General features: G+C 40.5%; 28 protein-coding genes and 1 riboswitch. Of the genes, 4 read left to right on the forward strand and 24 right to left on the reverse strand.

Annotation, left to right across the window (positions count from 1 at the left end; genetic code table 11):
- Window positions 1–59: 59 nt before the first annotated feature.
- The gene (locus DFO73_RS08075; protein ID WP_026584182.1) at window positions 60–308 is read left to right on the forward strand and encodes a ferredoxin; all 249 of its coding nucleotides are present in this window, start codon (window positions 60–62) and stop codon (window positions 306–308) included.
- A 155-nt stretch (window positions 309–463) separates the two neighbouring features.
- Here the strand turns inward: DFO73_RS08075 and DFO73_RS08080 are convergent, their stop codons facing one another.
- The 18 genes from DFO73_RS08080 to DFO73_RS08170 form a co-directional block, all read right to left on the reverse strand.
- On the reverse strand, window positions 464–1048 hold the full coding sequence (locus DFO73_RS08080) for an ECF transporter S component (RefSeq protein WP_110064268.1): 585 nt from the start codon (window positions 1046–1048) through the stop codon (window positions 464–466).
- Window positions 1049–1209: 161 nt separating this feature from the next.
- Window positions 1210–1375, reverse strand: a riboswitch (FMN riboswitch).
- 483 nt (window positions 1376–1858) lie between these two features.
- Window positions 1859–2800, reverse strand: coding sequence for a M23 family metallopeptidase (locus DFO73_RS08090; protein ID WP_110064270.1), 942 nt, complete (start codon window positions 2798–2800; stop codon window positions 1859–1861).
- Window positions 2801–3038: 238 nt separating this feature from the next.
- Entirely contained in the window at window positions 3039–4304 is a 1266-nt protein-coding gene (locus tag DFO73_RS08095) for a hypothetical protein (RefSeq protein WP_110064271.1), read from the reverse strand.
- Window positions 4279–4830: an RNA polymerase sigma factor SigX gene (gene sigX / locus DFO73_RS08100; protein WP_110064272.1), complete on the reverse strand. Its 552-nt coding sequence runs from the start codon at window positions 4828–4830 to the stop codon at window positions 4279–4281. Before sigX ends, DFO73_RS08095 begins: the two co-directional genes overlap by 26 nt.
- A 197-nt stretch (window positions 4831–5027) precedes the next feature.
- On the reverse strand, window positions 5028–6812 hold the full coding sequence (locus DFO73_RS08105) for an ATP-binding protein (RefSeq protein ID WP_110064273.1): 1785 nt from the start codon (window positions 6810–6812) through the stop codon (window positions 5028–5030).
- Window positions 6809–7525 carry a response regulator transcription factor gene (locus tag DFO73_RS08110; RefSeq protein ID WP_110064274.1) on the reverse strand — a complete coding sequence of 239 codons (717 nt, stop codon included), beginning with the start codon at window positions 7523–7525 and terminating at the stop codon, window positions 6809–6811. The genes DFO73_RS08105 and DFO73_RS08110 overlap by 4 nt, the downstream gene beginning before the upstream one ends.
- Before the next feature lie 91 nt (window positions 7526–7616).
- Window positions 7617–8798 carry a c-type cytochrome biogenesis protein CcsB gene (ccsB, locus tag DFO73_RS08115; RefSeq protein ID WP_110064275.1) on the reverse strand — a complete coding sequence of 394 codons (1182 nt, stop codon included), beginning with the start codon at window positions 8796–8798 and terminating at the stop codon, window positions 7617–7619.
- A 12-nt stretch (window positions 8799–8810) separates the two neighbouring features.
- The gene (resB, locus tag DFO73_RS08120; protein ID WP_110064276.1) at window positions 8811–10442 is read right to left on the reverse strand and encodes a cytochrome c biogenesis protein ResB; all 1632 of its coding nucleotides are present in this window, start codon (window positions 10440–10442) and stop codon (window positions 8811–8813) included.
- A 20-nt stretch (window positions 10443–10462) separates the two neighbouring features.
- The gene (resA, locus tag DFO73_RS08125; protein WP_110064277.1) at window positions 10463–10987 is read right to left on the reverse strand and encodes a thiol-disulfide oxidoreductase ResA; all 525 of its coding nucleotides are present in this window, start codon (window positions 10985–10987) and stop codon (window positions 10463–10465) included.
- Window positions 10988–11223: 236 nt separating this feature from the next.
- Window positions 11224–11949: a 23S rRNA pseudouridine(2605) synthase RluB gene (gene rluB, locus DFO73_RS08130; RefSeq protein WP_110064278.1), complete on the reverse strand. Its 726-nt coding sequence runs from the start codon at window positions 11947–11949 to the stop codon at window positions 11224–11226.
- 256 nt (window positions 11950–12205) lie between these two features.
- On the reverse strand, window positions 12206–12742 hold the full coding sequence (locus DFO73_RS08135) for a spore maturation protein (protein WP_110064279.1): 537 nt from the start codon (window positions 12740–12742) through the stop codon (window positions 12206–12208).
- Between the two features lie 7 nt (window positions 12743–12749).
- Window positions 12750–13337, reverse strand: a complete 588-nt coding sequence (locus DFO73_RS08140; RefSeq protein ID WP_110064280.1) for a nucleoside recognition domain-containing protein — start codon at window positions 13335–13337, stop codon at window positions 12750–12752.
- Window positions 13330–14481, reverse strand: a complete 1152-nt coding sequence (locus DFO73_RS08145; protein ID WP_110064281.1) for a D-alanyl-D-alanine carboxypeptidase family protein — start codon at window positions 14479–14481, stop codon at window positions 13330–13332. The genes DFO73_RS08140 and DFO73_RS08145 overlap by 8 nt, the downstream gene beginning before the upstream one ends.
- A gap of 328 nt (window positions 14482–14809) precedes the next feature.
- Window positions 14810–15700, reverse strand: coding sequence for a superoxide dismutase (locus tag DFO73_RS08150; protein WP_110064282.1), 891 nt, complete (start codon window positions 15698–15700; stop codon window positions 14810–14812).
- 316 nt (window positions 15701–16016) lie between these two features.
- Window positions 16017–16505, reverse strand: a complete 489-nt coding sequence (locus tag DFO73_RS08155; protein ID WP_110064283.1) for a YpuI family protein — start codon at window positions 16503–16505, stop codon at window positions 16017–16019.
- Between the two features lie 31 nt (window positions 16506–16536).
- Window positions 16537–16956, reverse strand: a complete 420-nt coding sequence (locus DFO73_RS08160; RefSeq protein ID WP_110064284.1) for a hypothetical protein — start codon at window positions 16954–16956, stop codon at window positions 16537–16539.
- Window positions 16957–17076: 120 nt separating this feature from the next.
- Window positions 17077–17667, reverse strand: coding sequence for an SMC-Scp complex subunit ScpB (gene scpB, locus DFO73_RS08165; protein ID WP_110064285.1), 591 nt, complete (start codon window positions 17665–17667; stop codon window positions 17077–17079).
- Window positions 17654–18430 carry a segregation/condensation protein A gene (locus tag DFO73_RS08170; protein WP_110064286.1) on the reverse strand — a complete coding sequence of 259 codons (777 nt, stop codon included), beginning with the start codon at window positions 18428–18430 and terminating at the stop codon, window positions 17654–17656. The genes scpB and DFO73_RS08170 overlap by 14 nt, the downstream gene beginning before the upstream one ends.
- Window positions 18431–18666: 236 nt before the next feature.
- Here DFO73_RS08170 and DFO73_RS08175 point away from each other — a divergent pair, with 236 nt between their 5' ends.
- A complete protein-coding gene (locus DFO73_RS08175) occupies window positions 18667–18768 on the forward strand; it encodes a YjcZ family sporulation protein (RefSeq protein ID WP_110064287.1) in 102 nt (33 codons plus the stop codon).
- A 212-nt stretch (window positions 18769–18980) separates the two neighbouring features.
- Complete coding sequence (locus DFO73_RS08180) at window positions 18981–19496, forward strand: DUF309 domain-containing protein (protein WP_110064288.1); 516 nt, start codon at window positions 18981–18983, stop codon at window positions 19494–19496.
- 18 nt (window positions 19497–19514) lie between these two features.
- Here the strand turns inward: DFO73_RS08180 and DFO73_RS08185 are convergent, their stop codons facing one another.
- Window positions 19515–19886, reverse strand: coding sequence for a GNAT family N-acetyltransferase (locus DFO73_RS08185; protein WP_110064289.1), 372 nt, complete (start codon window positions 19884–19886; stop codon window positions 19515–19517).
- 518 nt (window positions 19887–20404) lie between these two features.
- Between DFO73_RS08185 and DFO73_RS08190 the strand changes: the two genes are divergently transcribed.
- Window positions 20405–21274: a DUF1002 domain-containing protein gene (locus tag DFO73_RS08190; RefSeq protein ID WP_110064290.1), complete on the forward strand. Its 870-nt coding sequence runs from the start codon at window positions 20405–20407 to the stop codon at window positions 21272–21274.
- A gap of 41 nt (window positions 21275–21315) precedes the next feature.
- Here the strand turns inward: DFO73_RS08190 and lysA are convergent, their stop codons facing one another.
- From lysA to DFO73_RS08215, 5 genes are all read right to left on the reverse strand, one after another.
- Window positions 21316–22635: a diaminopimelate decarboxylase gene (gene lysA / locus DFO73_RS08195; protein ID WP_110064291.1), complete on the reverse strand. Its 1320-nt coding sequence runs from the start codon at window positions 22633–22635 to the stop codon at window positions 21316–21318.
- Between the two features lie 250 nt (window positions 22636–22885).
- Complete coding sequence (locus tag DFO73_RS08200) at window positions 22886–24361, reverse strand: spore germination protein (protein ID WP_110064292.1); 1476 nt, start codon at window positions 24359–24361, stop codon at window positions 22886–22888.
- On the reverse strand, window positions 24336–24923 hold the full coding sequence (locus DFO73_RS08205; protein WP_110064293.1) for a stage V sporulation protein AE: 588 nt from the start codon (window positions 24921–24923) through the stop codon (window positions 24336–24338). Before DFO73_RS08205 ends, DFO73_RS08200 begins: the two co-directional genes overlap by 26 nt.
- Window positions 24924–25184: 261 nt before the next feature.
- A complete protein-coding gene (locus DFO73_RS08210) occupies window positions 25185–25607 on the reverse strand; it encodes a stage V sporulation protein AB (RefSeq protein ID WP_110064294.1) in 423 nt (140 codons plus the stop codon).
- The gene (locus DFO73_RS08215; RefSeq protein WP_110064295.1) at window positions 25597–26217 is read right to left on the reverse strand and encodes a stage V sporulation protein AA; all 621 of its coding nucleotides are present in this window, start codon (window positions 26215–26217) and stop codon (window positions 25597–25599) included. Before DFO73_RS08215 ends, DFO73_RS08210 begins: the two co-directional genes overlap by 11 nt.
- Between the last annotated feature and the right edge of the window lie 389 nt (window positions 26218–26606).

Genomic DNA, 26606 nt, shown 5'->3' on the forward strand with positions numbered 1-26606 from the left:
ATGCGTTACCATCTAAATGATGGAAGATTATTTGTTTAAATCTTGGGAGGTTTTTTTTCATGGCAAAGTATACAATTGTTGACAAAGAAACATGCATCGCATGTGGTGCTTGTGGAGCAGCTGCACCAGACATTTATGATTACGATGACGAAGGCATTGCATTCGTTACCCTTGATGATAACCAGGGAATCGTTGAAATTCCGGATGTATTAATTGATGATATGATGGATGCTTTCGAAGGATGCCCAACTGATTCAATTAAAGTAGCTGACGATGCTTTTGACGGCGACCCGCTTAAATACGAATAGATCTTCAATTATATTCTACCATGTTAAGCTACTGCTCCCTTTCATGAATGAAAGGGAGTTTTTATTTGCCCTGAATCTGATAGCGAGGGTTCAGCTTGGAGACAGCAAAAAAGCAACGGTACACATAGCCGTTGCTTCTTATATTTATAATTTAATTAAGCTGCATTTTTAAAAGTTGCCTGCTTGTTCAACCAAGTTCCCATCCGTGTAAATAATAGCATGAATACGATGGAGATAAGCAATCCTTTGACAATGTTAAATGGCAAAATACCTGTCACGATCATCGTTCGCATCTCCGGTGCCGACATTGCCGGGAAGTTTAGGAAGAAGGTATAGGCTGGCAGGATAATCAGATAATTTAGCACACTCATGATTACAGCCATAAACATTGTGCCAACGACCAATCCAAAGGTCATGCCTTTTTTTGTGTTCAGCTTATTGTATACATAGTAGGTTGGCAAGACAAACAAAATGCCAGCTGCAAAGTTCGCAATATGGCCAACAGGGACTCCCGTTGCGCTTCCTGTCATAAAATAATCAAGGATATTTTTAATTAATTCAACTAAAATTCCTGCCGCTGGACCAAAGATTAACGCTGCGATCAATGCAGGGATATCGCTGAAGTCAATCATTAAAAATTGCGGAAATGGCGGGATTGGAAAATTCAGCAGCATTAAAATGTAAGCAATACTGCTAAGCATTCCGATTGATACTAAAGCTTTAATATTAAGTTTTTTCATGTTCCTCTCTCCTTTTTAGGACTATCTCTCCTATAGAAGAAAGGTTCGGCAAAGCAAATGTCTCAGCAATAAAAACCCCTCAAGCCAATTCACTTGAGGGAGAATTACAAAGACATGCTTAAAAACGTTCAAAACCTGCATTTTTTGAACGTCTGCAGAACCTCCATCTTCTCCCATCCAGACTGTACTGTCGGCTTTGGAATCGCACCAAATCCTGCCCAATTAAAGCGTAAAGTATGGAAAAACTTCACTCTCAGGCTCGCGGGCTTAGAGTCATATAAACTCATCACCGCCGGTCGGGAATTTCACCCTGCCCCGAAGATAGACCGTATTAATGTTTACATCTCTTATTATACTGAAAAAAAGATGTAATGGGAAGGGATATATCTTTCTGTGACAATGCAGGCGGAGTCATTCAGGAGATTGTAACTTTTTAGAGTTTTAAGCGTTTTAAGTTTGTTGTTTTCCTGCTTTAAGTTCGTTGCTTTTATATGTTGACCGGCCAATAGATTTTCATTTTGAAAAAGTTTTTTTGTGAAAGAGGGGAAGTGAATTATATTCGAACAAAGTAATTCCATCCCCGTAAGCTCTATGGATTTTTGAGATATTCCCTAACAAATTAGGCTTTACTCGAAGGTTCAGGCCTTTTATGCTCTTAAACCCCTTTTGTACGTGACTACGCGCGGACGATGGCAGGTTCTTCGCGACTTCTTGTGCCATTCAAGATTATGATAATCTGTCAGTATTTTTCCTACCCCCCAAGTTTTTTACCAGTTTTTTAAGTGGGAAAGTCGCACAAACAAAACCTACTCATTTTTGGCGGATTATTAGCACTTGTCCAACTTTAAGAAAATCCGCATCCAGTTTGTTTATTTCTTTGATTGATTCTGCAGTAGTTTTATATTTATTTGCAATGGCTGTAAGGGTGTCACCTTTTTTCACAGCATATCGCTCATAGTTTTCTAATTTAATTCTTAGTTTTTGGCCAGAAACAATTTTATTTTGTTCAATATTATTCACACTCGCAATTTCGTTAACTGATAAATTATACACCGCTGCAATTCCCCATAGTGTTTCACCCGGCTGCACAATATGTATCGCCTCTTCGCCATGACCTGGTTCAGCTAATTCAGCATTGGCAGATGTGTGGTCCTGTATTCGAGTCTGCCCTGGTCCAAGCTGAGATAATTGAGCGGATACTTCATGCGCACTTTCTTCATTTAATGTTGCATACACGGGCTGTCCAATTTCTTCCCTTCCAAAAGCGACAAAAGGGTCGACCGCATTTTCTTTATCAACTGTCCATTCTCGTTTATGTATTTCAAAGTGGAGATGCACCCCGGAAGAGTCACCTGTACTCCCCATTGTTCCTATTTTCTGGCCCTGACTAACTTGCTGCCCTTCGCCGGCCAAGCGTTCGTTCATATGTGCATAAACCGTTTCCGTTTGGTTGCTGTGCTTAATAAAAATAACATGTCCATAAGTTTGCGAGTAATACGATTTTGATACAATTCCAGAGTCAACTGAATAAACTGGCGAGCCGGATTCGGCAGCAATATCGATTCCCTTATGATGGCCATGCCTTGTCCCAAAAATATCTGAAATCACCCCATCTGCAGGCCACATCCAGTCCTGTGTAAGCTCTTCAACATTAAGTTCTGCAGCTTTAGAATGCTTCCCTCCCAGAAATAATAGACCGACACAAAGAGCCATTATCCCTGCAATAAAGAAACGTCTTATGTAATCCCTCATTCTTTTCCTCCTAAATTGTTAGCTTGAATCACTAGCTGAATTTTGAGCCATCTGAATATCCTCAGCCGCCCTCTTTTTCACCCTATGACAGCTTGTACTTTTTTAGAACCGAAAAACATTCTGGATTTTGGTTCCAAAAGCACATTTGTTAGTATACTTCCTGCCTGTGGTTTTTTATGCAAAAGGAGGAAATTTCGTAGTTTGCCAAAATTAAAGACGGCCTCATTGGGCCGCCTTTTTAGTTTGGCAATTCACGTTTATTTGCCGCAACCGGCACTTTTAATTCATTAGAAAGGTCAAAGTTGCCAATCTTATTAACATCAGCATTTTCCAGCTTAACTGTCTCAAAGTTAAACTCCTTTGCAGTCAGCAATATCGCTTCAATGGCATGTAGTGTTGGTTCATTATCAATAATTTCCGATTCATTTTCGAAGCGGATCAGCAGCTTCCGTTCCTGTATTTCCTCTGCTTCAAAATTGATATCTTCAGGAATGGATGCCTGCAAATTGTCTTCAACACGGTTCTCTTTCATAGCCTTTAGAGCATCTTTGATAGAATTAAGCTTTTCCCTCAGTGGAACCATGAAGGGCTTGGATTCCGTTCCATTCGGATACAGAAAATAATATATTAAGTTTCCAGCCCCTTGTTCCGGCACAAAGTTTTCTCTATATCCGAAATGGCTAAATTCAATGCCATCATGTCCCTCGGTTGTCAAATTAACCTTTTCTATATCTAGATTATGCATAACATTTCCAAGCACCTTTTCAAGCAGCTGTTCAGTAGTAGATGACATACTGTAAGGGTGGTTTTGTGGGACATCGACTGTTAATGTTCTATTTTCCTCGTCATAGTCAAAGCTTGCTTTTAAAGGGTAATAGTCGTCTAATCCCCAATCTTTTTCAGTAAGCTTGCTCATGTTCTCTTCGAATAAGTCAAATTTGGATTTAGCGGGATCCTCTTCAACCAGAACACTGACCGGAACGATGTTTTGAGCAGTCTGATCCGGAATAGCATACGTTAATACTTCCTTCCCGGCCAAATCTTCCTCATAAACAGCAGTTGCACTCGTATCAGCAGCTACAGATTGCATTCTTAATTGATCATTTGATTCTTTTTCCGCATCATTTTTAGAAACATCATCAAATTGTTCAGCTTTGTTCTCTTCTATTTCTTCCTCTGCTTTTAATTCAGCCTTATCGTCATTGGCTTCAAAAGTGTTATTTTCACCGGCACTCTCTGCAGATGATGAGGATTTATCGGCTTTAATCTCAACTGATTTATCAGCAGACTCCTGCCAATTCATAAGGCTTGGGGCAAGAATAAAAAATAGAAGCAAGGCAGCGGCCGCCGCTGCAGCAGGCAGGATCCATGTTTTTTGTTTTTGTCTCCCGAACTTCATTTCAATGTTTTGATAGATTTCTCTTGGATCACGGTTATCTTTTATTTTTGGCATCTGGCTCAAAAATTCTTCCAGCTGCTCATCGCTCCACTTTGACTTCCTCATTATTCATCCCCTCCTTTACCATTATGTCTTCCATATACTTTTTCAAAACCTTTAACGCTCTATGCTGAGTTGTCTTAACTTTGCTTTCAGTCCAGCCTAATGCATCGGCTGTCTCTGTAATGGTAAGTTCGTGAATATATCTCATAATGATAACCAGCCGCTGGTCAACTGTACATAAATCCAGGCACCGGTATATCAGCTGAATTTCTTCCCTTTGCATGGCGATTTCTTCAGGCAGGGGAAGCTCATCCTTTACCTGCTGGATTGACCAGTCAAATTTTTCCATTATTCTTTGCTTCCACCCTTTATGTTTTCGGAAGGAATCTATGGCAACATTGCGTGCTATTGAAAAAAGCCATGTTTTTTCGCTGCTTTTTCCTTCAAAACGTTCGTACGATTTTAATACTCTTATATAGACTTCTTGGACCAGGTCCTCAGCCAGTTCCTTGTTTTTGACCATATAAAAAAGAAATTGAAATACGTCATGATGGTATTTTTTATAAAGTTCATCAAAAACGGAGTCCATGGATTCCCCTCCCCGTTCAATTAAATAGTCGTTATCTTTCTAAAAAAAGTTACAATTTAATCATATTATTATTCATAAAAAAAAGGAAGGATAATTCGGATATCTCCTTCCCCAAGAATTCTATATAATTTTCAGATGATATACTGTATCTGCAAATGTTTCCCGTGAATCAAGAAGAATCGGCACATTTCTCAATTTTATCCTTCATTTCGAGGTATAAAAATAGAAAATGTCGTACCTTGTCCCAGCTTGCTTTGAACGGTGATATGGCCTTTGTGTGCCTCAATAATATTTTTTGCGATAGCCAGTCCAAGTCCGGTTCCCGATCGCCCTCTGGTCCTTGCTTTATCTGCTTTGTAAAAGCGCTCAAAAACAAATGGCAGATCTTCTTCAGGTATGCCTGATCCTGAGTCTTTGACTTCAATAAACAACCCGCGTTCGTCACTGTGTTCCGTCACTTTTACTACGCCTTTCTCTGGTGTGTGGCGGATAGCATTATCGATCAGGTTCGTCATTACCTGTTCAATCCTGTCCGGATCAAAAGGTATAAACGTTTCTTTGCTCATCAAATCAAAATCAAGGCTGATATCTTTATCTTTTGCCAGGCCTTGAAATTTCCGGATGATCCTTTGCAGGTAAGAATTCACTTCAATTTCTTCCATTGTCAGTTGAATATGCCCCGCTTCCATTCTAGCGAGGTCAAGAAGTTCATTTACAAGCCGTCCCATTCTTAAGGATTCGTCATAAATGACACTTGCCATTTCTTTTTTCTCTTCATCCGTTCCGGCAATATCATCAACGATTGCCTCACTATATCCCTGCATCATGGAAATAGGCGTCCTTAATTCATGTGAAACATTCGCAATGAAATCATTGCGGAGTTTATCAAGTTTCCGTTCTTCCGTCATATCCCTGATTACTGCGACAGCGCCTCTTATAAACTTATTATTATACAAAGGGCTTACAATTATCACCCAGGAACGGCCTTGAATGGAGATTTCCCCGATCTGCTCTTTTTCCGTGTTAACAGCCAGCTGAAAAAGCTCCATTACTTTGGATGGAACAGCCTCTGTATTCTTATCTGCCTCATCCTGCTCGTAGAACCAGCTTTGTAAAAAGCGTTCTGCAGGAGGATTTGTAATGAGAATGGTACCATCTCTATTAAACGTGATAACACCATCAGCCATACCACTTAGAATGCTTGCAAGCTGTTCTTTTTCCTGGCTAAGGGCATTCATATTAAATTTCAGCTGCCTGCCCATTTGATTAAATGCAGTAGCTAATTCACCAATTTCATCATTTGTTAGAATCGGAACTTTTGTATCAAACTTCCCTCTCGCCACCTCAAAAGCAGCCTCTTTCATCTTTCTGAGCGGGGCGTTAATTCTTGTTGATAAGAAAAACGCAAAAATCGTCGTTAAGATGATCGCAACACCCGCAGCAAGCAAAATGAATTTTGTTGTTGATCTTGTGGTTTCCTGCATAACCTCAATAGACTGGTAGATAAAGACTGCTCCATTGCTGTTACCCAACTCAAGCGGGACACCAATTATCAGAATCCTGCTTTCATCATCAGCGGCTGCATCCGTATATTCGGGATTAACGGAGGATACTTTCTTAACCGTTTTATTTTTCGTAAGGACTTCTTTTAAGTCTTTCTCCTCTAACAAATAAGAAACCGGAAGCTTTAATGAATCTGTATGGTTGGGAGAATAATAATATTCTGATGGCGTATTAATGATGACGACTTTTGTAACATCATCAACGAGCTCCCAGGAAATTTCCAAACCAACATCCCGGTCATGCTCTTTCAAAATCCTGGTAATTTTATGGGCTGTATTGGTCAGCCCTATTTCTGTTTCATTTATATGGTAATTCTCAAAAAACTCCAGAAGCATCACTGTTAATATTAGCAGTACAAAGGAAACCAATAAGAGAATTGTACCCCAAAGCTTACCTACTACACTCCGCCAGAGCATCATTCATTGACAACCTCGAACTTATAGCCCACGCCCCATACTGTCACAATCATTCGGGCAGCCAGCTCGGAAACTTTGTTTAGCTTTTCACGCAAGCGTTTCACATGTGTATCTACTGTTCTTAAATCCCCAAAGAATTCATAGTGCCATACTTCTTTTAACAGCTGCTCACGGTCAAAGACCTTATCCGGTGCCTTTGCAAGAAAGTAGAGCAATTCATATTCTTTTGGAGTCAAACTTACTTCTTTCCCATCAGCCAATACCCTGTGGGCATCATTATCAATGGTTAAATGCGGAAACACAATGACATCTTTGGCTGTGGTTTCTGTTTGAAGGTAAGTCGTTTTCGAAGATCTGCGCAATAAGGCCTTTACGCGCAAAACAACTTCCCTAGGACTGAACGGCTTTACAATGTAATCATCAGTTCCTACTTCAAACCCCTGAACACGATTAACCTCTTCACCCTTGGCTGTCAGCATGATAACAGGAGTAGCTTTTTTTTCTCTAAGATCCCTGCATACTTCAATCCCGTCCTTGCCAGGCATCATTAAGTCAAGAAGAATGACATCATAATCGTTTGCCAATGCCTTTGATAAAGCCTGATTCCCATCTTCTGCTTCATCAATTGTATAATTCTCGCGTTCAAGATACATTTTTAATAATCGGCGAATTCTTTCCTCATCATCCACTACTAAAATCTTTACTTCGTTTTTCATTTCACAAATCCCCCAAATGATTTAATAAAGAAATAAATGAAGTTTTAAATAAAGCCTTCACTATAGTGAAGTGAAGGCTCATATTTTCCAATTATGATCCGGCATAGGAGTGCAGACCAGCAATGACCAGGTTAACAGCAACAAGATTGAACATAATAATGATAAATCCTATTACAGCAAGCCAGGCCGACTTTTCGCCATGCCAGCCTTTAGAAAGGCGTAGATGAAGATAAGCTGCATAGAATAGGAACGTAATAAGCGCCCATACTTCCTTCGGATCCCATCCCCAAAAACGTGTCCAGGCAATCTGTGCCCATATCATGGCAAAAATCAGTGCTCCGAGCGTAAATACCGGAAATCCGATTAATACGGAACGATAGCCAATCTCGTCCACTAAATCAAGATTGATATTTTTTGCAAGAGGCTGTAGCGCTGCACCAACCCGTTTTCGGAGAATCGCTCTTAAAAGCAGATATAGAATGATTCCTGAAGCCAATGACCATATAACCGTATTTAATTTTTTTGCATTAATTATTGCTGGCATTTCCGCTAATGGTTCAAATTTCCCTTTAGTCAGGAGCTGCCCTTCATTCGGACCTGTTAAAGCAGGCATATGATATTCAAGAACGGCTTCCTGCCCGTTCTTATCGATCCAATTAAATTCTGCTTTATAGCCCATAGCCGAGAAGGTTGAGCTGATGATGACAAAGCCAAGTGTACAAACCAATCCGAACATAACAGCTTCAAGCCAGAATCTCTGTTTGCTTTGTTTGGTTTGGTCAACAGACTTTACTAAATAAATAATTCCTGCTGCGAAACTCACAGCCAAAATTGCTTGCCCAACGGCAGCAGTTGTGACGTGTATATGGAGCCAGTCACTTTGCAAAGCCGGGATCAGCGGTGAAACTTCCCTTGGAAACATGCTTGCATACGCGATCATAAGCAATGCTACCGGAAGCGTAAAAACTCCCAAAATTGGTGTTTTATAAATTAGGTAGATAACAATAAATGCACCTACAAGGGACATTCCAAAGAATGTTGTAAATTCAAATAAGTTGCTGACTGGCGCGTGCCCGGCAGCAATCCATCGTGTAATAAAGTATCCAAGCTGGGCAATAAAACCAATTATAGAAATCCAAAGTCCGAGGGTTGCCCACTTGTTTGGCCCTTTTTTAGGGTTTTTCTTATCTTTAATGGAGCCAGCAAAAAAGACAGTAGCAATTAAATAGAGGATAAAAGCTGTATATAGTAAATTGCTGCTTAAATTAACCACTCCGATTCCTCCTTAGCTTTTCTTCTCACTTTGATTTTGCAGCTGGTCTTCAGGTTCGTTAATACCGGTTCCATCCAGAACTGCTTCAATTTCCCTTTTAAGTCCATGCCAGTTTTTATTTGTGTGGCCGGCTACCCACACTTCGCCATTAACACGGCGAAGCCAAATGCGGCGATGGTTCCAGTAAGACCCCTGAGCAACCCCAATCATGAAAATGGCACCGCCCAATGCGATAATCCACAGAGTTAAATCTTTCCGGACCGTCAGAGCCGATACATTCTTAGTATCTACTCCTTTAAATGCCATCTTGTATTCATTATCGCCAAATGGCTCAATTGTCTGCCTAATAGCAACAAAACTGATCTCACCATCAGGCTTATCCGGTGTAAACATCTTAAAAACAAAGGCAGGATTATTTGGAATTCTTGATTTTGTAACCGGCTCCCCGTTTTCATCAAATTCAAAGTCAGGGAAATAGCTGACAATTTCAGTTTTATATCCATTTCCGAGATCATAAACATCCTTTGGATCATTTAAATCAATTGTTAAATCGCCAAACTCTTCACCCGTCTGTTTATTGGTCAAGGCGAAAGACATTTTATTTAATTCATTAAGTTTGTAATCCACTTGGTATAAGGCAAATTTATCAAACTTAAGAGGCTCATTTACTCTAATTTCATAGTCCTTAACTTTCTCTAGGTCTGCCTCTTCCCCAGCAACTGCATCACCCTGTTTTTTATAAAGAGTGACGTTTGACTGATAATTTTTGGCTACCATACCGGCTTTATCGATGGCTTCCCCAAACACTTCATTATCTTTCTCTTTATCGTACACTTCAAGAATGAATGCATCATTCTTCAGGTAGTATTCTCCATTGGTTTCAGGAATGACCTTTGTCTCGCCTTCCCGAATCCATAGAATTTTATCTACATACATGCCGGGAACAAAACGCAGCATTCCGCCTATTAGAAATATGATAAGTCCAACATGGTTAACATATGGGCCCCATCTTGAAAAACGGCCTTTCTCGGCAAGAAGGTTTCCATCTTCTTCTCTTATATTGTATTTTTTTTCTTTTAATTTTTCTTTTGCCATTGAAAAAGCCTTGTCTGTTTCTTCTACTTCTGAAACTCCAAAAACCCTTTGGCGCTGCAGATAGCTTTCGTGCCGGCTGACCCTCTGCTTCTTCAAAGCCCTGTATAAAGGGACAACCCTGTCAAGGCTGCATATTACCAGCGATATTCCAATGGAGGCAATCAAAATAAGATACCACCAGGAGCTATAAAGATTATGGAATCCTAGATCATAGTATAGCTTGCCTATCCAGCCATACTGATCTTCGTAATACTCGGCAGCAGGCATAATTGGCGGAATATACATTTCCTGGGGCAGGATCGTGCCAAGTGCTGAAGCAACCAGCGTAATTACAATAAGCCAGACCCCGACTTTTACGGATGAAAAGAAATTCCATATTTTATCAATAATCGTTTTATTATAGGTTTGCGAACGGCGGGCACTTCCTTCATATCGCATATCCAGAAGTTTCTTATCTCTTTCTTTTTCTTCCAGTACCTTGCCGCAGGATTCACAGAGAACCGTTCCATGCGGATTTACATGGCCGCAGTCGCATTTTACTTCTTTCATATATAAAAACTCCCCGTAACTTATGGTTTAATCTGTTCCATATAGTCCTTAATCGTCGCTTCCGTCATCTCTCCTGTTATATACTTGATCACCTTTCCTTCTTTATCAATAAGAAAAGTGGCAGGAAGAGGATTAATCCCATACGCTGATTGAACCTGGCCATCCTTATCTGTTACAATTGGAAACGACAAGTTGTAACGGTCAGAAAATTTATTTACTGCCAGGTCGGTTTCCCCTACATTGACAGCCAGAACCTGAACCCCCTGGTCTTTAAATTGTTTATATTGGTTGTTCATATATGGCATTTCTTTTTCACAAGGCTTGCACCATGTTCCCCAGAAGTTCAGGAAAACCCCTTGCCCTTCATAATCCGAAAGCCGATGTTTTTCCCCATCCATATCTGTCAGAACAAAGTCAGGCGCTTTTTCTCCGACAGCGACCTTTTGCACCTGATCTTTTGTAAAATTAGCGTATAAGGTATATGCCACGGCAGCACCAAGGACAAGCAGAATGACCGTTCTAATTACCAGACGCTTCTTTTTCATATAAAATTCCCTCCCAAAGCCAACCCCTTACGATTAAATCAAATCGGGAAAAGGAGTCTAAAAAATCAAATTTCTTCAGTATTAGCAATTTATCAGGTTACTATGTAGCAATTTAAGATCATGAATTGCCTGCACAGCTGTTTACTATTATATCATTTTTCAACATCCCGACATTGTTAACAATCGTAAGTAACTGTGACACTTCTATGAATTTTTCAGAAGCTGACAGCTATTTATCACTTTTTCTTCATCGCAAGTGCACGAAGCTGTTTCACCTCATGTGCTGTTAATTCCCTTGCATCACCAGCTGATAATCCCTGCAAAGTCAGAAAGCCATATCTTTCCCTTTTAAGCTTCAGAACAGGATGCCCTATAGCTTCAAACATTCTTCTTACCTGGCGGTTACGCCCTTCATGAATGCTGATCTCAATAATGGCTGTTTGTTTTTTCTTGTCCATTGATAAAAGCTTTGTCCGTGCAGGCGCTGTTTTTCCATCTTCTAAAATAACCCCTCTTTGAAGGTTCTTAATACTTTCCCTGGACGGAATTCCTTTCACCTTGGCAACATACACCTTCTCGATTTCATTGCTTGGATGCATTAGCAGATTTGCAAACTCACCATCATTGGTAAGAACCAGGAGGCCTGATGTATCATAATCCAGCCTTCCTACAGGATAAATTCTTTGTTTTATTCCTTCAAAGTAATCTGTGACGACTTTCCTTCCCTTATCATCGGATACAGCTGAAATCACACCTCTCGGCTTATAAAGGAGATAGTAAACAGGCTCTTCCCTTTCTACAGGGATTCCATCGACTTCTATGCGATCTGATGCCGACACCTTTACACCCAACTCTCTAACTGTTTTTCCGTTTACCTTTACACGTCCCTCAGCCATAAGCTCCTCAGCTTTTCTTCGTGAAGCAATCCCTGCATGGGCAATAACTTTTTGCAATCTTTCCATTTATGTCACCTCATAGATTTAATAACAGATTTTCATTCTTTTTTCACTCCTAATGAATTATGACACAATTCGCCATGTTTTCAAAGCAGCCATGATTAAATAAGATGAGTTCGCAGCGAGGGTGTATTAGCCTGAAGTTCGGATATGAGTCCAAAAGCAAAGAAGATACCTTCAGCAGGTATCTTCTTTATAATACTGATTTATTAAGAACTTATTAATTTCCTAAAAATCCCCCGGCCAGGAAAGCAGCTGAATCTTATACACTTCCAAACACAAGCGTTACAACAATGATTGCAGCAATGATACCTGCCAAATCGGCAAGCAGGCCAACTTTTAAAGCGTCCCCCATTTTCTTGATTCCAACCGCCCCAAAATAAACGGTTAATACATAGAAGGTCGTATCAGTGCTTCCCTGCAGGACTGAAGCAAGCCTTCCAACAAAAGAGTCCGGTCCATGGACCGCTATTAAATCGCTGGTCATCCCCAGTGCAGCAGTTCCGGAAATAGGACGAATAATAGCCAGAGGCACGATATCTGGAGGAACTCCGATTGCTTCAAGTCCTGGTCTGATAAAATCCATAAAATATTCAAGTGCTCCAGACGCCCTGAAAACCGAGATTGCTACAAGCATGCCGACGAGGAAAGGAATAATCGATACCGCAATTTTAATGCCTTCTTTTCCGCCTTCTACGAAGCTTTCATATGTAGGAACCTGTTTAAAGGTGCCATAAAGTAATATAAAACCTATTAAGACTGGAATAAACCAGAGTGAGATAACCGATACGATCTCCATTTTTACCTCATCCTTTACGGGTTCTTCGATAATAGAAATAACGGTCGATCATTATTGCCGCCAATGTAGAGCAAAAGGTAGCCACTAAAGTAGGTCCCACGATATCAGTCGGAGAGGCGGAGTTATAATTCATCCGGATCGCTATCACGGTTGTAGGTATTAAAGTGAGGCTGGAAGTATTGATAGCCAAAAAAGTAATCATTGACCTGCTCGCTTCATTTTTGCCCCCATTCAATTCTTTGAGTTCCTCCATAGCTTTAATGCCGAGCGGTGTTGCAGCATTTCCAAGACCAAACATATTGGCCATCATATTGGAAAGTATATATCCCATCGCCGGATGGTCATTTGGCACCTCTGGAAAAAGCTTTTTTACAATCGGCCTGAAAAGGGCTGCCAGCTTTTTTAGCAGTCCGGCATCTTCAGCAATTCTCATCATGCCAAGCCAAAAAACAAGGATGCTGATCAACCCGATACATAATGTGACTGCTTCTTTTGCACCATTAAAAATCGCTTCATTCACTTCATTCATGGTGCCATTAATCATCGCAAAAATGATTCCAATAGCAGTCAGCATTACCCAAATAATATTAACCATTTTTCTTCACTCCGGCGATGGAAGTAAACAGACTTCTAAAATAGTCTAATAGAGACTTATCTTTGTTTTCCTTTTCCAATTTATAGTATATAGGAAGTTTTTTTACAGGCTGGTTATCAAAATAGACGGTTGCCTGTCCTACAACTTCCGGTATTTCCCGGCTGTCTTCCCACTCCTCCTTTGGCTTTTGAAGCTTGAGGTCAATTTCAAACTGATTTTTTTCTTCTTTTGTCACTGGGTAGGTATATGCTTGTTTCAAATACACTTTATTTTTATAAAAACTATCTTCTATATCCTTAATAGTCCCTTGGGGCAGAACCTCTACAACATCGTAACTTTTAAATGCAGTCTCATACATATTGATATGGTCGTTCCAATCATCAGGTCCATTTAAAGTTACAGCTATCAGGTTCAAATTACCTTTCGAAGCAGTAGTGACAAGGGTTCTCTTTGCCCGTTTCGTATAACCTGTCTTTCCGCCGGTGCAATACTCATATAACTCTGTCAACAGCCTGTTCTTGTTTTTCCATACTCTGTCCCAGCTTTCATTCGGATTTGGAGCCCTGTGCACTTTCGTACCTGCAATCTGTTGATACATTTCATTTTTCATGGCGTATCTTGTTAACAAGGCCATGTCATAGGCTGTTGAATAATGGTCTTCATGGTCATCCAGTCCATGCGGATTGGCAAAATGGGTATTTTTCATACCAATTTCTTCTGCTTTTTGGTTCATTAAAAAGCTAAACCCTTCCAGGCTCCCGCCAACATACTCTGCAATGGCAACTGCAGAATCATTCCCTGAACGAAGCATAAGTCCGTATACCAAGTCCTCAAGCTTTATTTTTTCACCCGGCTGCAGATAAATCGATGAACCTTCAGCTCTTACAGCCCGATCACTGACTTTAACCATTTCATCCATCTTTCCGGATTCTATCGCCAGGATGGCAGTCATGATTTTTGTAATACTCGCAATTCTTCTGACTTTATTTGCTTCCTTCTCAAAAAGGATCCGCCCTGAATCCTGCTCCATTAATATAGCGCTTCGAGCACTAACTGAAACAGAAGCTTCTGCCTTCTGCGGAATATTCATGATTGCCAATCCGGCAACTAACGTTATGGCCATCAGCCTGTGTAAGATTTTCATTGCACAAACCCCGTCTCCTTTTATGGATGTCAATTTTCTCAGAAAAGCTCGGGAAACCCATTGCATAATAAAAATGCTGCTTGAAAAGGATGCCGATGTACTTTTCTTTTGTTTGTACAAGTTTATGCAGGACAAGTAGTGATATGACTATTAAGTAAAACTTGCCCTGATGCTATTGAAGCACACATAAGCTTGTCCTCTTTTCAAAGACCTTATCTGTTGATTTCCGCTCTGGAAGCTCGCTTTCCACGGGCGGTCCGTTCCAATCAATCAAAATAGCTTTTAAAAAAAGACGGGAAACAGTATTTTCTGTTTCCCGTTTACTTATTCAAAATGGCTTCCATTTCAGTTCTGATGCCTTCAGGTACCGGTCCTCCACATCCTTCCAGTTCACAACATTCCACCAGTTCTTCACATAATCGCCGCGATTGTTTTTGTACTGAAGATAATAAGCATGCTCCCATACATCCAAAACAAGCAATGGAATCGTATCCCATTGGGTCAGGAGCATATGCCTTTCTGACTGAAGAATTTCAAGCCTGCGGGCCCTTGGCGACCACACAAGAATTGCCCAGCCTACACCTTCTACCTGCTTTGCTGCCTCCGAAAAATGAGCCTTGAACCGATCAAAGCTTCCAAAGTACTTATTGATCTCCTTCAATAAAGCCCCAGATGGTTTCCCGCCTCCCTTTGGACTCATGTTATTCCAAAAAATCGTATGGAGATAGTGCCCTGAACCATGAAAAGCCAGTTCGCGGGACCAGTGTTTTACCAGACTATAATCACCTTTGTCCCTTGCAGTTTGCAGCATATTTTCCGCTTTATTTAATCCGTCCACATAGGATTGATGATGCTTGTCATGATGGAGCTTCATGATTTCGCCTGAAATATGAGGTTCCAGTGCCTTATAGTCATAAGGCAGGGGCGGCAGAACATGTTTGCCGGCAGCGATATAAGGTTCGTTCATATAGACATTCCCAACCCGCTGCCTATTTGTAAAATAATTCTCCATGTCAGAGTGCAGCCCATCCACCTGTTCCTGAATTTTTTCCAATTCCTGAATATTAAGCGGGCCTGTGATTCCTTCCATTATGTCCGTAAAATGATCCAGCCTCTGCCAAAGTTCATTATTTTTATCAACATCCTCTGATTCCAAAAAACCTCTCAGCTCCTTGTTCCATTTTGACACTTCGCTAATGTAGTCTTCCATTTTCCCCATACAATCCCTCACTCAATTCCTTATTTGGCTCCCTTTCTATTTGTATGAACGGAAGTTTGTACGATTTCCTAGGAATATTAAGAAAGGCTACGTGGAGGTTTGGTAATTGAGTTTAATAACCTAAAATGAGTCCGGTTTCAGTTTTGTTTTGCGTCCATAATTGTATTTAAGCGGTTCCAGTTTGCTTTTTGCGTCGTTATTGTTTGTTTGTCCTTCCTCCAACCACTTTTTCTCGCAGGCTCTACTGAGTGGTTTATGCGTCAAAAATCCAGACCGCAAAAAAAGAACAGCAGGCTGCTGTTCTTTCTGTACACTTCTATTTAGATTGAATCATTTTTGTACGGTAATCTGTTTCGTAATATTCAAGCTCTTCCCTAATCCTTTGGAACTCTCCTTCCAATTGACGGAAAACAGCTTTTAGGCTATCAGGAACTTCCTCATGGAACTGGATGGAGTTTTTGCCTGTATAAGCTGAACGGCTATTCTCGAACCATGCATCATTTTTAGGAGAGAAAAACTCTTCAATGCATTGATGATAGATTCGATATAAAGTTTTCTCTGCAGCGCCTTTTTGGAAAGGATCGCTTTTCGAAATAATATTGCATGTATCGAGCCCTTCTTCACAAAAGACAAGCAGCTTTCTAACATGGGATAGAATACTCTTATAATAATCTACATTTCCCTGTTTTTCTGCCTCTAAGTCCTTAATAGTTGTATTATTTAAAAAGTCTTCAAAAACTTTAACGCTATTACCGAGGAAATTTTTCACATCTTCCATTTGTGATTTAACTATTGAATTTCCCAATTACCACACCCCCATATTTGTACACTGGCTTTTATTGCGGTTGAATAATAAATTCTAAAGGAGATCGCATGTCATAGGATTTTTTATTCTCCAGTGCCTCAAAAATAGAGGGAAGCTTGGAAAAGTCTAGATCCTGAAAATAGGATGCAAAGTCAGCCTTTGAATTAATATAAATTCGTTTGCGGTGCCGGAAACCCGGATTTTTTAATAAACATGAAAGTGCAACAATATCCTTGAATTCCACTTCTCTGGAACCCGCAGCAAAGATCGGATCACTCTCATATGGTGTAAACTCATTCATGGATTCTTCAAAGAAGCGGACATATAAAACATGAAAGGTCTTTTCCTGTCCATCTTCTTCAAACACAACTTCACTTCGATTAAAGAAGTCTTCAGATGTGTTCGGCTTTTCTTTTTCAAGTTCGTATCCCCTGCAATATTTAATTAGCAAGTAAAACCCTCCTAATTCCCTCGGTGGTTTTCACAAAATATGTATAACAGCTATTTAGAAAAGAAAAGGGAAAAATTTAAGTTTATTTTACCATACTTCCATTGTAATGTGTCAGAAAACTCAAGAATCAATCTCTTGAAACTTTTCAAAGAATAGGTCAGCTTCTTCCTGGAAAGAATCCTCTTCTTCACTTACTTTATCTGGAAGAGGCGGAAGTTCTTCAATGCTCTTAAGCCCAAAATAATCGAGGAATTCCTTTGTCGTCCCATACAAGTATGCACGTCCGGTACCTTCTGCCCGTCCAACTTCTTTGATCAGCGCTTTTGAAGCGAGTGTCTGGAGGGGCCTTTCGGTCTTAACTCCCCGTATTTCTTCGATCTCTGTTCTTGTTATCGGCTGCCTATAGGCAATGATAGCCAACGTTTCGAGTGCTGCCTGAGATAAGGTAGCAGCCGAAGGAGATTCTACAAGCTTCTTTAAGTAAGGGGAGAATTCTTTTTTTGTAACAAGCTGGAATGTACCCGCAAGCTCAACAACCATAATCCCGCGTGTGCTATTATCATTGTAATCTTCCATTAAGCCATCCATGATTTCACGCGCCTGTATTTCCTCAACCTCTAGAACATGGGCAATTTGCTTGAGGGATAAGCCTTCATCTCCCGCTGCAAACAGCAGACTTTCTGCTATCCCCTTCCAATTAATAATCTCCAAGCTTTACTCCTCCTTCCATGGAAGCAACAAAGATTTCTGAAAAATTCTGATCCTGTTCAACCTGTATTTCCCTGCGCTTGATTAACTCCAGCACCGCCAGAAACGTTACAACAATATGTTCCCTGTCAGGTACCGGAAATAGTTCATAAAAGCTTTTCCTGCCCTTAATTCTTTTTAGCTGATCTACAATTTCAGACATCCGCTTTTCAATGGGAATGTCCTGGCGGGCAATTTTAGTAGACAAAGGCCTTTGCAACTTCTTCCTTCTCAATAGCTTCTGCAAAGCCCCAAGCATATCATATAGGCTTACGTTCAACTCTGCCCTCTCTGGCTGGGCCTCCTTTACAAACTCCGATAGGTCGGCTGGCGGTTTCGTAAACATTAAGCTTCTTTCCTGTTCACGTTCTTTAAGTTCATCTGCTGCTTCCTTAAATTTACGATATTCAATAAGCCGTTCAACTAATTCATCCCTTGGATCTTCTTCCATATCCATTCCGAATTCGTCCTCAAGCTCTTCCTCTTCATGCTTCGGCAGCAGCATTTTACTTTTTATAGCCAGAAGCGTAGCAGCCATTACAAGATATTCACTCGCTACATCAAGCTGAAGTTCCTTCATTGTATGTATATAAAAAAGATATTGCTCGGTAATTTCCGAGACCGGAATATCATAAATGTCTATTTCCAGCCGGTTGATTAGGTGAAGGAGCAAATCGAGCGGCCCTTCAAAAGCATCAATCTTTACATTATAATGATCATATTGCATATATTCCCACCAAATTTTTCTATAAAAATTAAATTTATTACCATTCCGATTCCCTGCAAACATGGTAAAAGACTATATCTAGTATAGATTATTCATTAGTGTTATCCAATAGAAAAATAACCCTATGGTCTAGATTGTCCGCGGATATCCCAAAAAAATAATGAATCCGCCCAAACACTCCGGCTAATGCCTACATAAGATGTATGGAATACAAAGATAAACAGGAGGTATTTGATATGTCAAATGTTGGAATTGGCGATTGCTGGGGAACCGGGTTTGCTTTGATTGTTGTTTTGTTCATTTTATTGATCATTGTGGGAGCTTCCTGGTGCTTCTAAAAATATAGGCTGAGTTAGAGCTTATTGTTGATTTTAGCACCCTGTTGAAAGAAGAGGCTGGTACGGAAATCAACAGGCAGATTTAACAGAGCCAAAATATAAAAAAGAGATTCTATAGGTAGTTCAAAGCCCGGATGATTCCGGGTTTTTATTTTTCAAATCCCTCCGGACGATATGTTAAAATATAGATAGAATTTGCAGGGAGTGAAACTATGTATCCGGATGATTATATAAAGTTTTTGGCCCATTTTCATGGTGATCGCGATTACTTTGAATGCCATGAAATACTTGAGGAATACTGGAAGAGCGTTGACAAGAATAATAAAACATCCCACTGGGTCGGTCTTATCCTTATGGCAGTATCCTTTTATCATCATCGCCGGGAAAATGTCAAGGGAGCAGAACGTACCCTCCGGAAAGGAATAAACATCCTGGAAAACCATCCAGATGAAACGGCAAAGCTAGGGCTTGAGCCTGGCCAATTGACCAAGGATTTAAAAAACAGACTGCAAATAATTAAGGCAGGCGGGAAATACAAGAGCTATAATTTACCCATTAAAGATCCAATTCTCCAAGCCAGATGCAAAAAAATGTGCTCAGGACTGGGATTTACATGGTGTGCCGATAGCAACTTCAAGGATGATGATTTAGTGCACCGCCATAAAAAAAGGGACCGGAGCATGGTAATCAAAGAGCGGCTTGAAGCACTGCAAAGAAAAAATAAATGAAAAAGGCAGGAATAGTTTCTATTCGCTGCCTTTTTCCTTATTCTCTTTCAAATCGCATTTATTCAGGAATGATTCGGTTTCTTCCGTTGCTGTCAGGGTTTTTCCCGGATAAAGTTCATCCAATGCTTTTATCATCGTTTTGCCTATTCCCTGATGGCGGTGTGAAGGATTGACAGAGATATGCTGAATTTCCAAGGTACTGTCACTTGCTGTTACACCTACCAGCCCAATTATATCTTCGCCTTCCTTCCACAGAAACAACTGCCAATTTTCTTCCGTTTCATATTGCTTCATCGTTTGCTGCAATCTTTTCAAATCTTTCTCGTTTGGCATAAAAGATAAAAGACCCATTGCAATTTTTTCAAATGATTTTTTATATCGAATTAGCATATTAATCCCTCATTATTTGAATAAAAACATCATAAACTATTTTTCCCAATTTTTTAACTTTGTAAACTTTCCTTAGCATTATATGTATTAAAGCTGAATGTTGCCATTTTACGGGTAAAACCGGCCTTTCCCTTATCCTGCCTTTATCCCTTTACCCGTACCATTCATTAAACAATAAAAAACCAGTAAACCAGCCCCCAGCCGAGACTTAGCACCAGCAATAAAATAAAAAGAAGCCAATTGCTTTTTTTCATAATTATTTACTGCCTCCACTTTACAATATCAAACCTATCGCTTATAAACTATCATTCATTTTACACTATTCTCTTTTATAATTCCATTCCGCTTGCTGAATTAGGAATTTTGAGCTAATGTTTCGGTAAGGAACCTGTGAAACCTTTTCTATTTTTTTATCGTCTAGTAACAAGTAAAGCCATTCTGCTTCTGTTTGGATAAAGCAGTGAAATATAGGGTGTACCACTAAATGGCTTTAATATTTTACTCCGGGAGGAAACAAAATGAAATGGAATAAAATGCTTGCCATATTCATGATTTCGCTATTATTTGTTTTGCCATTGCAGGCATTTGCTGACATGGCAGAAGGTGACATGATCGTAACTTTAGGAGAAAACTTGTCGGAAGAACAAAAAAATATGCTTCTTGCCGAAATGGAAGCACCAAAAGATGCAACCATTATTACTGTCTCAAATGAAGAAGAACATAAATACCTGGGAAACTATATTTCCAAAGCACTAATTGGAACAAGGGCCATATCATCTTCAGCGGTCACAATCGCCAAACCTGGCTCTGGACTCGAAGTACAGACCAAGAATATTAACTGGGTGACCGATGAAATGTATATTAATGCGCTTATTACAGCAGGCGTAAAGGATGCCAATATCTATATTACTGCTCCTGCCCCTGTTTCAGGTACCGCTGCATTAACCGGTATCATTAAGGCTTATGAAATTTCAGCCGAAAAAACCATTCCCGAAGATGTAAAGCAGGCAGCTAACGAAGAAATGGTTGAAACAGCTAAGCTTGGTGATACTGTAGGTACCGAAAATGCAGCCGCTTTAATTGCAAAAATTAAAGAAGAGATTGCAAAAAATGCTCCTGAGACAGATGCAGAGCTAAGAACCATTATCGAAAATGCAGCAAAGGAACTCGGAATCACTTTAACTGAACAAGAGATTTTAAGTTTAATAGATTTATTTAACAAGCTGAAAGAGCTGAATATCGACTGGAACCAAGTAGGCGAACAGCTCAATCAAGCAAAAGACAAAATTTCCAAGTACCTTGAAAGTGAAGAAGGCCAAGGATTTTTAGAAAGCCTAAAGCGTTTTTTCGCTAGCGCTATCGACGCTATTAAAGCCTTTTTCTCTTAATTGCATAGCCTCAAAAGTAAAGCTGCCTGGTCCCAGGCAGCTTAATTTTTTATTTTTTCACCGATCGGCAAATCCAATCGCAATATGTCCTCGTAAGTTTCCCTTTTGACAACCAGCTTCGCTTCGCCATTTTCGACAAATACTACCGGCGGTCTTGGAATACGGTTGTAATTGTTGGCCATGGAATACCCATAAGCACCGGTACAAAATACAGCCAAAATATCTTTATCCTCCGCCTTCGGAAGCGGCAAATCCCAAATGAGCATATCGCCCGACTCACAGCATTTACCTGCGATCGAAACAGTCTCTTCTGGCTTCTCATTTACTCTGTTTGCTAAAACAGCTTCATACTTCGCCTGATAAAGAGCCGGTCTGATATTATCACTCATACCGCCGTCCACAGCTAGATAGTTCCTAACATTCGGAACCTCTTTGCGGGAACCTGTCTGGTATAGTGTAGTCCCTGCATCCCCAACCAGGGAACGGCCCGGTTCGATCCAAATCTCAGGCATCTTCATTGAATAATGCTCAGCCTGATTTTTAACTTCTCCAATAATCTCTTCAACATATTGAGATGCAGGAATCGGATCATCATCCCCTGTATAGCGGATGCCAAAGCCTCCACCCAAATTGAGCACTTGGGGTTCATAAGAATAGGTTTCTTTCCATTCGTTCATCTTTTCAAAAATTTTCTTGGCCGCCAAAATAAATCCAGTTGTATCAAAGATCTGGGAGCCAATATGGCAATGCAGCCCAAGCGTTTCAATCCATTCTGAATCCAAAGCCTTTTTTAAAGCCTCTTCAGCCTGGCCATTTTGGAGATCAAAGCCAAATTTTGAATCCTCCTGCCCTGTTAAAATATAGTCATGGGTATGGGCTTCAATCCCTGGAGTCACCCTTAATAGGATTTTTGTCTTTATGGCAAGGGATTCACAGATTTCCTGAAGAAGGTCCAGTTCATAGAAGTTATCGACTACAATACAGCCGACACTATATTTAAGAGCCATTTCCAGTTCTTCTTTGCTCTTATTGTTGCCGTGGAAATGGATTCTTTCAGGTGGAAAATCAGCAGCAAGAGCAGTGTATAATTCTCCGCCTGAAACTACATCAAGGGATAGGCCTTCCTCATCAACCAGCTGTACCATGGCTACAGTTGAAAAAGCTTTGCTTGCATATGCTACTTGAGCAGTAATTCCCAGTTTCTCAAAAGTCTGCTTAAATCCTCTTGCTCTATCCCTTATTAAAGCTACATCATATACATATAATGGCGTTCCAAATTGGCCGGCGAGTTCAACAGTGTCCATACCGCCTATTTCCAGGTGCCCTTTACGATTAACTTTCATGGTGCCGTGAAAAAACATGTTTCCCCCTCTTCCCTTTTAGCAAAGCAAAGGACTCTTTTTATCCGACTAGATCTTAAAAAAAGCAACCCTCTTTTTTAAAAAATCAAGCAAATATTGCCCCTGCTAAACATCAATTAAAATTTATTAAAGAAATAGACAGTTTCTGCAAGAGACTGTCTATTCTGTTTCCTTTAACCCTTTATTCAATTAAAAACACTTTACCATATTTCGTGTATTTTCGCAATCGGCATTCCGTGTATTTCTCGCTTCATGGCTGCTTATAACGATTCTTTGTCTGAACGATGCTTGGCCGGATTTTTGAACCAGGCATTGACCGGCGAATCAATATTTGAGTTAAAGCTACTGGACTGAACGGAATAAAAGGCCATAAATATGGAGTATTTAAAGACTTAATGCTCGCCAGCAATAAGATGACGAGGGTTAGCCCCACTACTAGACCCGGTGTATGGAAAATGGCTACTGATACCAAAAGTCCCAGCCTTACTATTTTATTAGCGATACTCAACTCATAGCTTGGTGTTGCAAATGTCCCAATTGCCGCCAAAGCAACATACAAAATAACTTCCGGTACAAACAAACCGACATCTATGGCAATTTGCCCTATGAGTACGGCTGCAATTAAGCCCATTGCTGTTGAAAGCGGCGTTGGCGTATGAATGGCTGCAATCCTGAGAAACTCAATCCCGACATCAGCAAGGAATAACTGGACAATGACAGGTACATTTGTTTCTTCGTTCGGACCAACAAAAGCAATTCTTTCTGGCAAAAGCGAAGGCTCCAAAACAAATAAAAACCATAGAGGCAAAAGTACGATGGATGCCAGTAATCCCAGAAAGCGAATCCAGCGTACAAATGTACCAACTGCTGGAGATTGCCTGTATTCCTCTGCATGCTGCAAATGATGAAAATAAGTAGTAGGTGTAATGATTACGCTTGGTGATGTATCAACAAAAACAATGACATGCCCTTCAAGCAAATGGGCTGCGGCTACATCTGCCCTTTCGGTGTAGCGAACGAGCGGAAATGGATTATAGCCTTGTTTTAATAAAAACTCTTCAACTGTTTTATCGGCCATTGTGATTCCATCTATTTTGATCTCTTTAATTTCTTTTCTGATTAAATCGATCAAATCCTTATTGGCCACATCCTTTATATAACCAATGGCTACATCTGTTTTGGACCTCTCGCCTACCCGCATAATTTCAAAGCGAAGCCTTTCATCCCTTATTCTTCTTCTTGTTAGAGCTGTATTCACAATAATATTTTCAACATACCCATCACGAGAACCGCGAACGACTTTTTCGGTATCCGGTTCCTGCGGTGTCCTTCCTGGATAGCTGCGGACATCGATAACAAGGCCTACTCCTTCTCCCTCAACAACCACTACTATAAGCCCTGAAAGTACCTGGTCAACCAGCTCATCCATCGTTTTTATATGTTCAACAGATTGGTGCATAATTCTGTTTTCAACTATCTCAAACAGTTTGGTTGAAAGTTTTTCATTATCGTTAATTTCAACTAGCCCCTCAACGATTTCAATGATAAACTGGGTATCGGTTAGACCATTAATATAATAGAAATGAACATCTTTCCTTAGTACTTTTAACTTGCGGACTCCTAAATCAAAGCTGTCTCCCAGCCCGACCCGGTCCTTCATATATTTTTCAATTTCTTGGACAGATTTAGGTATGGGCGTTTTATTGTTCTTCTGGCTGTCTGACATCATAACCGCTCCTTTCCAAAACAAGTTCTACTGCCTTCCTGGTAATTGGTGAACCTTTATCGTAATGGTCTTTTTTCGACATTTTCCCAATATCGCCGATCCCCACAATAATCGGGACATCTAATTGATCAAGACAATATACGGTATCCCCATTAATGCGCCCGATTTCCATCTCAGGTACGCCAAATTTATCTACCCCATAGGGAGTGAGCTCCCCATTGCCATCAATGCAAACATCCACCTTCGTCCATTCAGCCTGCCTTGTTTTCGAGGCTACCGCTATAATTCCCAAAACATGGATATCTTTATGGCACGCCACATATTTCAGTGCATTCTCACCAGCACCCTCCCCAATAAATCCGCTGTCATCAAACATGACAAGGACAGGGTCCTTGGAGACTTTTTTAATAAGCTTAACGATTTGCTGGCCGGTTAAAACAGAAGGGTTTCCATGCGATAAGGACAAGCACCTGCACCCAATTTCCTTTGCAACAAGCTCAACAGTTTTCCTTGCATAGTCGTCTCCGTCTGTTATAAGAATGACGTGCCTCCGATCATCCATAATAATTATTCCTTTCTGAATGCATATTGTTTGAACAAAAATTGTGCCGCCAGCCTTTTCGGCAGTATGTTATCTTATCTATTGTCCTCTGTTAAACTTGCCTGGTGATTTGGGGTCTCCCTTTGACTCGTGTTTGCCGCAGGACATAGAACCATCTTCCTTGAAAATACACCCACAAAGGAAGTGTGAATGCATTTAGAGATCCGTGCCTTCCGCTCTAATCAACGGGGTGCCAAAATCTACAAAGAGCTTTACCATAGCCTATCTGTTAACAAAGGAAATCCATTGAAATAAAGAGCCGATTACTTTTCCAAATACAAATGCCATAAGCAATATGGCAATTTTTCCATCAACACCGATTCTTTTAGCCAGGATTGGAAAAACGTTCAATACTTCAGTTAAAGCGGCTGCAAGCATTCCTACAAATACACCAGCTGCCAAACCAAGCGGAATTAAAATATATGGTGTAAAAAACAAAACTGGATTCCAGAGTGAAGCCACTGCTCCTGCCAATGCTCCAAAAACGACCGCAGCCTCGTAATAATGAATCATTTTCATCGTTTTGGTCAGCTGGGTGAGTCTCGGTATAATCCCCAAAACAGCCAGAAATGCAACGAAACCTGAGCCAACTGCCAATCCTCCCGCAAATCCAATTATCATTACCAAAACAACATTAATTGTCATCAATGCGCTTCATACTCTCCTTGTTCTCATGCAAAGCAACATAATTATCAAGATCAAGCTGATAATTGAACATTTCTACTTCTAATGGGCTGGGCTCCTCATTAAGCCGTTTTTTAAAGACATGGTTAAAAAAGATGATCATCCCAAGACCAAGTCCGATTGAATATGGGATTTGAAATATGAGCGGCTTGCTATCCACTTCTCCTGTAATAATGGTGTAAATTCTCAGCTGAACAGCCTGCATGCTGACGTCTTCATGAAAATTCATAATGGCCAATGCAGCCCCAATAAATAGCAGGAACCAAACCAATAGGAAAAGAGGCAGAGAAACTTTTCGCTTTTTTGTGACAACCTCGACAATTGCCTGAGCTGGCCCTATTGACTGGACTTCCAATTTCGGAAATGTTTTGGTTATTGCACGGATCACTTTCATAACATCAATAACGACTATGTTTTGGTCTTTGTCGGTTACCCGATACAAAGCAAGTTTGCATAGCGGTTCAGAAATATCCTCATCCGCAATGACTTGTGCGATATCCTTGAGAAGTATAATCCCGTCCGGCCGAACCTGCAGACGATGCCGCAAGCGAATATAAACCGTTTTTTCCATTACGCTCACTTCCCACACAGTGATTTCCTCGTATATTTAGTATGAGTTATAGATATTTGCTTCATGAAGACCAATAATTGGCTGTTTAAAAAGGGATTGGATATTTTGCTATGAAGTAGGGTGCAGAGGCCATTATGCGTGGAAATTCTTCCTTGACAGCTATTTCTTAAAAAGCAGGCTGTGTTAAATTTGGCTGCAGATTTCGGCTATATACGTTCGCTTTCCGGGGCGGTCAGGGAGCCTCCTCAGCGCCTTAGGCCTGCGGGCTCTCCCTTTGACTCGCTTCTTCTGCTGGACTTTGAATAAGCACCTCAAGAAACACGCACAAAGGTTTCGAGGATCTCAAGCCTGCCGCTCCAGCCAAGAGGGAGCTAATATCAACACAGAGT

Origin of the sequence: Cytobacillus oceanisediminis (assembly GCF_003182355.1) — a bacterium.
Lineage (GTDB): Bacteria > Bacillota > Bacilli > Bacillales > Cytobacillaceae > Cytobacillus > Cytobacillus oceanisediminis_A.